The following is an 11,158-nucleotide window of genomic DNA, read 5'->3' on the forward strand; positions in this document are numbered from 1 at the left end:
GACATTTCGGGACTGGGCAAATGATTGCACCTGGCGGTACCTGGACGGACCCGCTGGTTCCCAGGGCCGGGCGGGGGATCGCGAGATCGCGTCGGTCGTCCGGTCAACCGCTCGTGCCGAATTCGGCGAAGCCCAATTCGGCACGAGCGATTCGACCGGATGACCGACAAAGGGCGATCTCGCCGCCCTGCGGAGCAGGGCAATTGAACACAGCTTTACCCTTTTCCGGTGACCCTGACTGCACCACCGCGGTTGCTCTTCGTGCACGCCCACCCGGACGACGAGAGTCTCTGGACCGGCGGCACCATCGCGCGCTACGCCGCCGCCGGCGCGCACGTCACCGTCGTCACCTGCACGCTGGGCGAGGAGGGCGAGATCATCCCGCCCGCCCTGGCCCACCTCGCGGCGGACGCGGCCGACCAGCTCGGCGGCTACCGCGTCGGCGAGCTGCGGTCGGCCTGCGCCGCGCTCGGCGTGACGGACCACCGGTTCCTCGGCGGCATCGGCCGGTGGCGCGACTCCGGCATGGTCGACGTGCCGTCCAACGCGAAGCCGCGCGCGTTCGTCCAGGGCGCCGTCGAGGAGCAGACGGCCCAGCTGCTGGAGATCCTGCGCGAGGTCAAGCCGCAGGTCGTCGTGAGCTACGACGCGTTCGGCGGCTACGGCCACCCCGACCACATCCGCGCGCACGAGATCACCATGGCCGCCTGCGCCCAGATCTCCGACGTCGAGCGGGTCTTCTACGCCGTCACGTCCCGCGACGCCACGAACGAGGGCGTCGCGAACCTGGCGAACGTGCCCGAGTCGTTCCGGCTGCCCGAGCCGGGCGAGCTGCCGGTCACGCCGGATGAAGAGATCACAACGGTTGTCGACGTCTCCGAGCACCTGACCGCGAAGCGCCGCGCTTTGCGTGCACACTCGACGCAGGTCAGTGTGTGGGACGGCGGGTACGCGTTGTCGAACGACATCGCCCAGCCCCTGGTCGGCGCCGAGTACTACGTGATCGCGAAGGGCTCCGGCGCCGGAGCCGGGACAGATCTGTTCGGAGGACTGGGTGACCGGTAGCGCGCGAGTACTCCTCCTGCTGCTCCTGTGCGTCGAGGCAGCGGTGCTCGCCGTGCTCGAAACGATGTTCCTGCCCCTGCGCTTCGACGGCACGCTGCTGCCGGAGCTCGGGGACTTCCCCTTCCCGATCATGATCGCGGTGGCCGCCCTCACCACGCCGCTGCTGGTGTCGTGGGCGGCCTCGCTGTCCGAACGCGTGCTCACCGCCGCGTCGCCGCTGATCGTGTGGTTCGGCACGCTGATGGTGTTCGGCTACCTCGAGCCCGGCAGCACGCGGGAGACCGTCGTGCTGCTGCAGGACTGGCGCGGACTGCTGATGTTCGCGGGCGGCATGCTGACCGGCGCGGTCGCCGTGGGCGCGGTGATGGCCCGCAACGCGGCCAACCGCCCCGGCCTCTACGAGACCGCCGGCACCCAGTAGCGGTAGCGGTGGTGCTCGGTGCAGCCGAGCTCCTCGTACAACCGGATCGCCGCCGCGTTGTGCTCGGCGACCTGCAGCACGCACGTCGTGGCACCCTTCTCCAGCCCCCACCCCGCCAGCTGCCCCATGAGGCGCCGGGCGAGGCCCCCGCGGCGGTGCGACGGCCGCACGGCGAGCCGGGCGACGTGCAGGACGTCCTCGACGACGGCACCCCGCACGGCCGCGGTCACGGTCCCGTTCTCGGTCAGGCTCGCGAAGCAGACGTTCCCGCCGCTGCCGAGCACGTGCCGCTGGGCGGCGGTCACCTCGGATCCGGCCGTCATGTCCCACCATCCGGGAAGATCACGACTTTCGGCCACGCCGTCCGCGAACTTCTCCAGCGGGCCGGTCATGACCTGCGACTCCGCCCCGCCGGGGTGGTCGAGGTCGACCCGCCAGCCCGCCGCCCCGATCGCCTGCTCGTGAGCCGAGCCCCTGACCACGTGGGCGGTGGGTTTGATGCCGTGCTCGCGCGCGAACCCCTGCACGGTGATCAACGCCCGAGGAACGGACATGCCCGGATCGCCACAGGTCAGCGTGCTGTTCGCGCGGCCGGTGAAACCGTCTGCAGCGCGCATCAACCAGTCTCCGAGCGGAACTTCTGCCAGAGCGGGCCATGCTCTCGCGCAGAGCGTTTCCAGTTGATCGACGGTGTGCACGCGTCCATCCTGTCCGAGTCGGTCGGGGATTTCCGGGCAGGTGTTGTGACGTGGCACACCGTGCAGCTAAGGCAAGCCTGACCGGGTGATACTCGAACGTGCCGCGTACTCTCCGGCTTGCGCGGTGTGACCAGATGAAGTTGGAGAGCGCAGTGACTTATGTGATCGCCCAGCCGTGCGTGGATCTGCTCGACAAGGCGTGCATCGAAGAGTGCCCCGTCGACTGCATCTACGAAGGCGACCGGATGCTCTACATCCACCCCGACGAGTGCGTGGACTGTGGCGCGTGCGAACCGGTGTGCCCGGTGGAAGCCATCTACTACGAGGACGACGTCCCCGACGAGTGGAAGGACTACACCAAGGCGAACGTCGACTTCTTCAACGAGCTCGGCTCGCCCGGTGGCGCGTCGAAGGTCGGCAAGGTCAGCGCCGACCCGGAGTTCGTGAAGGCGCTCGCACCGCAGGCTGCCGAGGGGCATTGATCATCGAACGCCGAGGTCCGGCCCTGCCGGACTTCCCGTGGGACTCGCTGGCAGACCACGCCGCCAAGGCGCGCACGCACCCCGGTGGCGTGGTCGACCTGTCCGTCGGCACGCCCGTCGACCCGGTCCCCGCGGTGATCCGGTCCGCGCTGGCCTCCGTGGCGGACGTCCCCGGTTACCCGACCACCCACGGCACCCCCGAGCTGCGTGCGGCCTTCGTCGCCGCGGTGGAGCGCCGGTACGGGATCACCGGGCTGTCGCCGCAGGCCGTGCTGCCCACCATCGGCTCCAAGGAGCTCGTGGCGTGGCTGCCGACCCTGCTCGGCGTCGGCCCCGGTGACGTCGTGGCCGTGCCGTCGGTGGCGTACCCGACCTACGAGGTGGGCGCGCTGCTGGCCGGTGCGACCGTCGTGCGCCTCGCCGACGGCGAGTCCCCGCCCGCCGGCACCAAGCTGGTGTGGCTCAACTCGCCGTCGAACCCGACCGGGCGCGTGCTCTCGGCAGCGCAGCTGCGCGACGCCGTCGCCGCGGCCCGCGCGGCAGGCGCCGTCGTGGCGTCCGACGAGTGCTACCTGGCGCTGCCGTGGGACGCCTCACCGGTGTCGGTGCTGCACCCGTCCGTCGTGGACTCCTTCGACGGCGTGCTCGCCGTGCACTCGCTGTCGAAGTCGTCCTCGCTCGCCGGGTACCGGGCCGGGTTCGTCACGGGTGATCCCGAACTGGTCGCGGGTCTGCTGGAACTGCGCAAGCACGCCGGCATGATCGTGCCGCGGCCGGTGCAGGAGGCCATGCGGGCGGCGCTGGAGGACGACGAGCACGTCGCCGAGCAGCGGTCGCGCTACCTCGCCCGCCGCGCGGTGCTCAAGCCCGCGCTGGAGGCGGCCGGGTTCACCGTGTCGCACTCCGAGGCGGGGCTCTACCTGTGGTCGTCGCGCGGGGAGGACGCCTGGGAGACGATCTCCTGGCTGGCCGACCGCGGGATCCTCGCCGCACCCGGCACGTTCTACGGGCCGGAGGGCGAGAAGCACGTGCGGATCGCGCTCACGGCGACCGACGAACGGGTCGCGGCGGCCGCCGAGCGCCTCACGGCTTGAGAGCCGACCAGACCCGGCGGGTGAACTGGTTGGGCGGCACCTCGTCCGTCGTGAGCCGCACGGACGTGCTGATCTCCTCGCCGCTCAGGCCGAGGCCGAGCACGAGGTGCCAGTGCAGGTCCCAGAGGTCGGAGAACGCGTCCAGCTCCACGTCCGCGTCCGCGCTGACGTGGAGCACGGCCGGTTCCGCGACCCGCACGACGCGTTCGACCGCCCGCACGTCCCGCGTGGTGGTGCGGAAGCTGAACTGCAGGTCGACCGTCTCGCTGTCGAGGCCGTAGATCGCGTACGAGTGGCAGCGGTGGTGCGGCAGCGACAGCGGCTGGTTCGTCTCCAGGTAGAGGTCGCCCTCGAACCGCAGCGTCGGCGAGTGCTGGCTGAGCGTGGCGCGGGCGTTGACGAACTCCCAGCCGGGCATGTCGAGCTTGGGCACCAGCAGTTCCAGCACCTCGCCGCGGCGGGCCGAGCGCGTCCGCTCACCGGAACGCCACGGGATCTCCCTGCTGTAGGGCTCCTTCTTCGTGACGAACACGTACGGCGCGTTGTCGGTCTGCAGGCTCAGGACGACGACCGTGCGGTTCCTGGCCCAGTCGAACGCGACGGTGGTCAGTCCCGGTGCGACGCCGTCGAAGTGGCTCTCCACCCTGGGCCACCAGCTCGACAGCTCCTCGGCGGGCGCTCCCTTGACATAGCGGCCCTTCTCGTCGACCCCGACGATCCACATGGCCTCGGAGCCGCGGGCGGCGTTGCACAGGGCGGCGATCTGCCGGGCGGCCTTGCCGTGATCGACCGGCCACTGGGTCTTGAACTCCACGAAGGAGTCCTCCGACTGGGCTCCCTGGAGTGCACGTTCGATGGCCGCGCGAGCGTTCAGCTCGAGACGCTGTTTCAGCACGTGCACCTCCCTGAGCCGGCTCTGCGGACGGTACGGGCCCAGCCTGCCTGTGCAGACCGGGCCCCGTCACCGAGTATCCCCCTCAGTCGTTCGCGTGGAGAGCGGCGTTCAGCTCCACACCGGTGCCCTTGCGGGGCTTCACCAGCACGGCGCCGGTGACGGAGTCCCTGATGAAGAGCAGGTTCGACTGCCCGCTCAGCTCGACCGCCTTGACGACCTCGCCGCCGGGGCCGGTCACCTTGGTGCCCGCGGTGAGGTAGAGGCCCGCCTCGACCACGCAGTCGTCGCCGAGCGAGATGCCCAGGCCCGCGTTGGCGCCGAGCAGGCAGCGCTCGCCGATGCTGATGACCTGCTTGCCGCCGCCGGAGAGCGTGCCCATGATCGACGCGCCGCCACCGACGTCCGAGCCGTCGCCGACCACGACGCCGCCGGAGATGCGGCCCTCGACCATCGAGTTGCCGAGCGTGCCGGCGTTGAAGTTGACGAAGCCCTCGTGCATGACCGTGGTGCCCGCGGCCAGGTGGGCGCCGAGGCGGACGCGGTCGGCGTCACCGATGCGCACGCCGGACGGCAGCACGTAGTCGACCATGCGCGGGAACTTGTCGACGCTGTGCACGGTCACCGGGCCGCGCACGCGCAGCCGGATGCGGGTCTGCTCGAAGCCGTCCACCGCGCACGGGCCGTGGTTCGTCCACACGACGTTGGTGAGCAGGCCGAAGATGCCGTCGAGGTTCGCGCCGTGCGGCTTGACCAGGCGGTGGCTGAGCAGGTGCAGCCGCAGCCAGACGTCGTAGGTGTCGCGCGGGGCGGTCGCGAGGTCGATGGCGACCCGGACGCCGACGACCTCCACGTCGCGCTCCGGGTCCTCGCCGAGGAGCTTCGCCGCGGGCTCGCCCAGCGCCTCCCAGATCTCCGCCGACGACAGGCGGGTCGTCCCGGGCTCGCCCGCGTCCTCCAGGAGGGGGGACGGGTACCAGGTGTCGAGGACGGTGCCGTCCGGGGTCACAGTGGCCAAGCCGATGCCGTATGCGGTGCTCACGGGCGCCCAGCTTAGTCCGACGACGGGCCGGGACACCGATGTGACCTGCCTCCGGTTTCACCCTTGGGTTAGGTGAGGCTGTCTTAAGGTGACGGCGTGAGAGGAACCCCGATCGAGAGCCTCGCCGAGCTGCGCGAGCTCATCCCGGAACCGCACCCGCACCTGAGGGACAAGGCGATCACGGTCGTCGACGAGGGCTCGCGGCAGTTCCTGGAGGCCTCGACGTTCTTCCTGTTCGCGACCACGGCCGCGGACGGCAGCGTCGACGTCTCACCGCGCGGCGACCCCGCGGGCGGCGTGCGGGTGCTCGACGACCGCACCATCGCGTTCCCCGACCGGCCGGGCAACCGGCGGGCGGACAGCTTCCGCAACGTCCTGGAGCACCCCCGCGCGGGCTTGCTCTTCCTGGTCGCCGGGCGCACGGAGGTCCTGCGCGTGAACGGGAGGGCGACCCTCGTGCGGGACGCGCCGTTCCTGCTCGACTGCGGTGAGCCCACGCCGCTGCTGGGCGTGGTGCTGGAGGTCGAGGAGCTGTTCCTGCACTGCGGGCAGGCGCTGCGCCGGTCGTCGCTGTGGGAGCCGGCGGGCTGGCCGGAGCTCGTGCCGTCGTTCGGCGAGCTGGTGGAGAGCCAGAAGCGGCACTGGAGGACGGCGGACTAGTCCGGCACGTCCGCGCTGAAGTAGAGCGAACCCAGGTCGCCGCGCGTGGCGATCAGGGTCTCGTTGCACTTCGACTGCCAGGTGCTGGTGCTCGCGAGGTTGCCCACGCGCACCTCGCCGCAGCGGTGCTCCTCGAAGTCGTCCACCGCGGTCAGCAGGCGGGGCAGGACCTCGCTGACGTCGGGCTGGACGTTCTTGCCGCGCAACGACTCGTCGAGCCGGTGGGACATGGCGCCGACCTCGTCGACCCAGTGCGCGCACTCGGCGGGGGTGCCGCTGTGCTGGGCGCCGCAGGGCGCGGTGAACAACGTCCGGATCTCCCCGCAGTGCCGGTCGCACGCGGCAGGTGCCTCGCCGCAGCCGGTCACCGGGAGCAGCAGGGAGATGACCAGGAGTGTGCGCTTGATCACGCAGCGCACCCTATCCGCCGAACGGCCCAGTGCCCAAGCGGGCTGGGTAGGGTGAGGCCCGTGTCCGACACCCTTGACCTCCTCGCCGACCCGATCGACCTGACCGCCGCGCTCGTGGATGTGCGCAGCGTGTCCGGGGAGGAGGCGGAGATCGCGGACCTCGTCGAGCGCTCGCTGCGGCTCCACGCGCCCCACCTGGAGATCACCCGTTCGGGCAACTCGGTGCTGGCGCGGACGAACCTCGGCAGGGACCGGCGGGTGGTGCTCGCCGGGCACCTGGACACCGTGCCGATCAACCAGAACTTCCCCGGCCGCCGCGAGGGCGACGTGCTGCACGGGTGCGGGACCGTCGACATGAAGGGCGGCGACGCGGTCATGCTCGCGATCGCGGCCCGCAGCGGGAACGCGCGCCACGACCTCACGTTCGTCTTCTACGACTGCGAGGAGATCGAGGCCGAGCGCAACGGGCTCACCCGCATCCAGCGCGAGCTCGGGGAGTGGCTGCGCGGCGACCTCGCGATCGTCTGCGAGCCCTCGAACGGCACGGTCGAGGCCGGCTGCCAGGGCACGATGCGCATCGAGATCAGGACGAGCGGCAAACGCGCGCACACCGCCAGGGCGTGGATGGGCAGCAACGCCATCCACGGCATGGGCGAGGCGCTGCGCCGGCTCGAGGCCTACGTCCCGCGGCAGCCCGAGATCGACGGCTGCCACTTCCACGAGGGCCTGCAGGCCGTGAAGATCACCGGTGGTGTCGCGGGCAACGTCGTGCCGGACGAGGCCGTGCTCACGGTCAACCACCGCTTCGCGCCGGACCGGTCGGTGGAGCAGGCCGAGCAGCACCTGCGCGAGGTCTTCGAGGGCTTCGACGTCGAGGTCACGGACTTCGCGGGCGGTGCGCTGCCGGGACTGCACGCCCCCGCCGCGCAGGAGCTCGTCGAGGCCGCGGGCGGCACGCCGGTCGCCAAGCTCGGGTGGACCGACGTGGCCCGCTTCGCCGCGCTGGGCATGCCGGCGGTCAACTTCGGGCCGGGCGACCCCACGCTGGCGCACACACAGGAGGAGCACGTCCCGGTCCGGCAGATCACCGGATGTTTCGCCGTGCTTCAGCGATTTCTGCTGGACTGATCACTAAGATCTCAGTGATGACGGAAGAGAAGAACGGCGCCGTGGACGAGCGCCCCAAGGAGAAGCAGCGCGGACCCGTGGTCCTGCGCCGCGACCGCAAGGACGAGCTGACGACGACCGACCAGCGCCTGCTGGACTCGCGCGGCCCGACGGACTGGGTGCACACCGACCCGTGGCGCGTGCTGCGGATCCAGGCCGAGTTCGTCGAGGGCTTCGGCGCGCTCGCCGAGGTGCCGAGCGCGGTCACGGTCTTCGGGTCGGCGCGCACCGGCCGCGACCACCCGGAGTACCAGATCGGGCGCGACCTGGGCGCGGCGCTCGCCGAGGCCGGGTTCGCGGCGATCACCGGTGGCGGTCCCGGCGCGATGGAGGCGGTCAACCGCGGCTGTTCGGAGGCCGGTGGCTTCTCGATCGGGCTCGGCATCGAGCTGCCGTTCGAGCAGGGCCTCAACCCGTGGGTCGACCTCGGCGTGAACTTCCGCTACTTCTTCGTGCGCAAGACCATGTTCATCAAGTACTCGCAGGCGTTCATCTGCCTGCCGGGCGGGTTCGGCACCCTCGACGAGCTGTTCGAGGCGCTGACGCTGGTGCAGACGAAGAAGGTCACGAAGTTCCCGGTCGTGCTCTTCGGGACCGAGTACTGGCAGGGCCTCTACGACTGGATCCAGAACTCGGTGCTGGCAGGCGGCAAGGTCGGCGAGAAGGACCTCGCGCTGCTGCACCTCACCGACGACATCGACGACGCGGTGCGTGTGGTCAAGGACGCGCACAAGGCATGGGCGGACGCGCACTGATGCATGTCGCCGTGTACTGCGGAAGTCTCGCGACGGTCCCGCAGAGCTACGTGGACCTCGCCGCCGAGGTGGGGCGCCAGATCGCCGCGCGCGGCTGGCACCTCGTGTGGGGCGGCGGGCAGACGTCGATGATGGGCGCGGTCGCCCGCGAGGCCCGTGCGGGTGGCGCGCACACCTACGGCGTCATCCCGAAGGGCCTCGCCACGCGGGAGATCGCCGACCGCGACTCGACCGAGCTGCACGTCGTCGACACCATGCGCGAGCGCAAGAAGATGATGGACGACAAGGCCGACGCGTTCCTCACGCTGCCCGGCGGCATCGGGACGGCCGAGGAGTTCTTCGAGGTGTGGACGGCCGGCGTGCTCGGCATGCACGCCAAGCCGGTCGTGCTGCTCGACGTCGACAACCACTACCAGGGGCTCGTCGAGTGGCTGACCGGGCTGCGGGACAAGGGTTTCGTCTCGCACGCCGCGCTGAGCTCGCTCGTCGTCACCGACGACGTGTCAGTCGCTCTGGACGCTTGCGCCGGCTAGGCCCTTGGCCTGGGCCAGGACCTCGGTCTCCGGCAGGAGGTCCGGCAGCGGGCGGTACGGCGTCGCCGTCACCTCGAACCGCTTGCCGGACACCACCCTGCCCTGCCAGGAGCCCGCGATCTCGCCGTCGACGAGGACGGCTCCGCGCCGGCCCAGGACGCGGAAGATGTCCTTCTGCGCGGCCTTGTCCGGCAGCAGCAGGTCGCGGTCGCGCGCCTGCAGGTACGGGTCGGTCGGCGGCAGCAGGCGGACCCGCGGCGGTGCGGCGTCGGCGATCTCCACGTCCTCCGGCAGCCACGCCCGCTGCCCCTCGACGGTGACCTCGACCAGCCCGTCGGCCGGCCAGCGCTTCTTCACCTCGCGCAGCGTCGTGCCGAAGTAACCGGCCACTTCGGACGGTCCGGCCGGGCCGTGCAGCGTGAGGTACCGGTGCACCAGCTCGTCGAAGCCCGCCGTCTTGCGCGGCACGCCCGGCCAGCCGTGGACGCGTTCGAACGTGACCGTCTTCTCCTCGGGCAGGATCCGCAGACCTGCCGGGAGGGCGCCGAGGCGGAAGATCGGGTCGCTGACGTGCTCGGTGCCGCAGCCCCGGCAGGGCTCGACGGTCTGCTTGGGCGCCAACGGGGTCAGCGCCGCGCTCACCTCGCCCTTGGTCATCGGCTTCGTGACGATCGACCGCATGGCCGTCGCGATGTGCCGCAACGCCTCCAGCATGCCGTCGACCTTGGGGCGGGAAGCGCGCGCTCGTGCGTCGGCGTCGCTCCACGGCCACAGCGCGCGGGAGAACGCCTTCAGCTCCCCGGCCCGGTGCAGGTGCGGGGCACCCCGCACGGACCAGGTGAGGACGAAGTCGTCCACCTGCGGCTCTGCCAGGCGGGCGGCGAGACTCAGCACGGCCGAGCCGGAGGTGTTGTCCTGGACGCCCAGGGAGAACACCGCGAGCTCGGCCGCGTCGCCGGTCCGCCGGTCCAGCTCGTGCTGGTGGATCCGGTGGAGGAGCACCTGCTGCCGGGTGAGGTCCACCCGGACATTCTTACGCCTTCGGCACGGTGAGGCTCGACGGTCCGAAGGTGACGGTTGAGCCACGCGTCGATTCCGTGAGGTAACGGGGATCCACCGTGTCGATCACCAGGGCGAGCCGGTGGCCCGCGCCGACGTTCCACAGCGTCGGTTCCAGCTCGACGTCGAGCGTCTGCGTGCGGCCCGCGCCGGTCACCTTCACCGGCTCGTGCGTCACCAGCGCACCGAGGCCCAACGGGCCGACCTCGTACAGGTACGCGAACAGCGTGGTCGTCTCCGCGCTGGGCGTGACCTGCAACCGGAGCCTCGGCGTCCCGGCGAGCGTGGCGCCGTTCGGGTACGACGGCCCGCTCCACACGCCGGCGACGCCGCGGTCGACCAACGGCAGCGAGACCCCGGTCGGGATGTTCAGGAACCCTTGCAGTGCACCGGAGAGCAGGATCGTGCCGCTGTCGGCGACGGTGTTCCACCCGGCGGCGATGCGCCTGCCGTCGAGCTGGACGGTGTCGGCGTTGCCGTCGGGCCACGCGCCGAACTTCTGCCACGTGCCGCCGTTGTTGGGCTTGAGCTGCACTGGCTGCTCGGTGTCGATGCCGTTGGCCACGCCCTTGAGGTGGTGGTCGAACCAGCGGCCGACCGACTCCCAGATCTCGTTGGGCAGCCCCGCCGCGCCGAACAGCTCGGCGGTGGCGTGGTCACCCGGCGAGAGCATGAGCCGCTTGGGACCGGTGAGCTCCGCGTAGAAGTCCGCGACCTGGCCCGGCGCGAAGATGCCGTCGTTCCAGGCGTTGCCGATCATCACCGCGGTGCCGTTGGCGTTGATCCGCGCTATCTGCGACGCCGCCGAGCGCTCGGCGGAGATCGGTACTACCTCGGAGAACCGGCCGCCGCGGTAAGCGGCCTCCGCCTCGTCCAGGAC

14 protein-coding genes are annotated in these 11,158 nt (G+C 71.1%); 8 read left to right on the forward strand and 6 right to left on the reverse strand.

Annotated elements, in window-relative coordinates; genetic code table 11:
• Window positions 1-228 precede the first annotated feature (228 nt).
• Window positions 229-1,065 (forward strand): N-acetyl-1-D-myo-inositol-2-amino-2-deoxy-alpha-D-glucopyranoside deacetylase, encoded by an 837-nt coding sequence (mshB, locus tag ACFWGZ_RS34110; protein ID WP_382455708.1) that lies wholly within the window; start codon window positions 229-231, stop codon window positions 1,063-1,065.
• Window positions 1,055-1,486: a hypothetical protein gene (locus ACFWGZ_RS34115; protein ID WP_382455709.1), complete on the forward strand. Its 432-nt coding sequence runs from the start codon at window positions 1,055-1,057 to the stop codon at window positions 1,484-1,486. Before mshB ends, ACFWGZ_RS34115 begins: the two co-directional genes overlap by 11 nt.
• Here ACFWGZ_RS34115 and ACFWGZ_RS34120 read toward each other — a convergent pair.
• Window positions 1,462-2,103 (reverse strand): GNAT family N-acetyltransferase, encoded by a 642-nt coding sequence (locus tag ACFWGZ_RS34120; RefSeq protein WP_382455710.1) that lies wholly within the window; start codon window positions 2,101-2,103, stop codon window positions 1,462-1,464. The genes ACFWGZ_RS34115 and ACFWGZ_RS34120 overlap by 25 nt on opposite strands.
• 233 nt (window positions 2,104-2,336) lie before the next feature.
• Here ACFWGZ_RS34120 and fdxA point away from each other — a divergent pair, with 233 nt between their 5' ends.
• Together fdxA and dapC are read left to right on the forward strand one after the other, a co-directional pair.
• A complete protein-coding gene (gene fdxA / locus ACFWGZ_RS34125; protein WP_218130387.1) occupies window positions 2,337-2,666 on the forward strand; it encodes a ferredoxin in 330 nt (109 codons plus the stop codon).
• A gap of 2 nt (window positions 2,667-2,668) precedes the next feature.
• Window positions 2,669-3,760: a succinyldiaminopimelate transaminase gene (dapC, locus tag ACFWGZ_RS34130; RefSeq protein WP_382455720.1), complete on the forward strand. Its 1,092-nt coding sequence runs from the start codon at window positions 2,669-2,671 to the stop codon at window positions 3,758-3,760.
• On the opposite strand, the gene ACFWGZ_RS34135 is transcribed toward dapC, so the two are convergent.
• Complete coding sequence (locus tag ACFWGZ_RS34135; protein ID WP_382455711.1) at window positions 3,750-4,574, reverse strand: hypothetical protein; 825 nt, start codon at window positions 4,572-4,574, stop codon at window positions 3,750-3,752. The two genes, dapC and ACFWGZ_RS34135, sit on opposite strands and share 11 nt — an antisense overlap.
• Window positions 4,575-4,737: 163 nt before the next feature.
• On the reverse strand, window positions 4,738-5,694 hold the full coding sequence (gene dapD, locus ACFWGZ_RS34140; RefSeq protein ID WP_382455712.1) for a 2,3,4,5-tetrahydropyridine-2,6-dicarboxylate N-succinyltransferase: 957 nt from the start codon (window positions 5,692-5,694) through the stop codon (window positions 4,738-4,740).
• 96 nt (window positions 5,695-5,790) lie between these two features.
• Here dapD and ACFWGZ_RS34145 point away from each other — a divergent pair, with 96 nt between their 5' ends.
• On the forward strand, window positions 5,791-6,354 hold the full coding sequence (locus ACFWGZ_RS34145) for an MSMEG_1061 family FMN-dependent PPOX-type flavoprotein (protein ID WP_382455713.1): 564 nt from the start codon (window positions 5,791-5,793) through the stop codon (window positions 6,352-6,354).
• Here the strand turns inward: ACFWGZ_RS34145 and ACFWGZ_RS34150 are convergent.
• Complete coding sequence (locus ACFWGZ_RS34150) at window positions 6,351-6,764, reverse strand: hypothetical protein (protein WP_382455714.1); 414 nt, start codon at window positions 6,762-6,764, stop codon at window positions 6,351-6,353. The genes ACFWGZ_RS34145 and ACFWGZ_RS34150 overlap by 4 nt on opposite strands.
• 60 nt (window positions 6,765-6,824) lie before the next feature.
• Here ACFWGZ_RS34150 and dapE point away from each other — a divergent pair, with 60 nt between their 5' ends.
• The 3 genes from dapE to ACFWGZ_RS34165 are packed head-to-tail and all read left to right on the forward strand — an operon-like array spanning window position 6,825 to window position 9,219.
• A complete protein-coding gene (dapE, locus tag ACFWGZ_RS34155) occupies window positions 6,825-7,892 on the forward strand; it encodes a succinyl-diaminopimelate desuccinylase (RefSeq protein ID WP_382455715.1) in 1,068 nt (355 codons plus the stop codon).
• Between the two features lie 17 nt (window positions 7,893-7,909).
• Complete coding sequence (locus ACFWGZ_RS34160) at window positions 7,910-8,686, forward strand: TIGR00730 family Rossman fold protein (protein WP_382455716.1); 777 nt, start codon at window positions 7,910-7,912, stop codon at window positions 8,684-8,686.
• The gene (locus tag ACFWGZ_RS34165) at window positions 8,668-9,219 is read left to right on the forward strand and encodes a TIGR00730 family Rossman fold protein (RefSeq protein ID WP_382455717.1); all 552 of its coding nucleotides are present in this window, start codon (window positions 8,668-8,670) and stop codon (window positions 9,217-9,219) included. Before ACFWGZ_RS34160 ends, ACFWGZ_RS34165 begins: the two co-directional genes overlap by 19 nt.
• Here the strand turns inward: ACFWGZ_RS34165 and ACFWGZ_RS34170 are convergent.
• Together ACFWGZ_RS34170 and ACFWGZ_RS34175 are read right to left on the reverse strand one after the other, a co-directional pair.
• Entirely contained in the window at window positions 9,190-10,242 is a 1,053-nt protein-coding gene (locus ACFWGZ_RS34170) for a winged helix DNA-binding domain-containing protein (protein WP_382455718.1), read from the reverse strand. The two genes, ACFWGZ_RS34165 and ACFWGZ_RS34170, sit on opposite strands and share 30 nt — an antisense overlap.
• 10 nt (window positions 10,243-10,252) lie before the next feature.
• Window positions 10,253-11,158 (reverse strand): CocE/NonD family hydrolase C-terminal non-catalytic domain-containing protein (locus ACFWGZ_RS34175; RefSeq protein WP_382455719.1); only part of this gene is annotated, 906 nt, incomplete at its 5' end.

The sequence above is a fragment of the Lentzea sp. NPDC060358 genome (genome assembly GCF_042725365.1).
GTDB lineage: Bacteria > Actinomycetota > Actinomycetes > Mycobacteriales > Pseudonocardiaceae > Lentzea.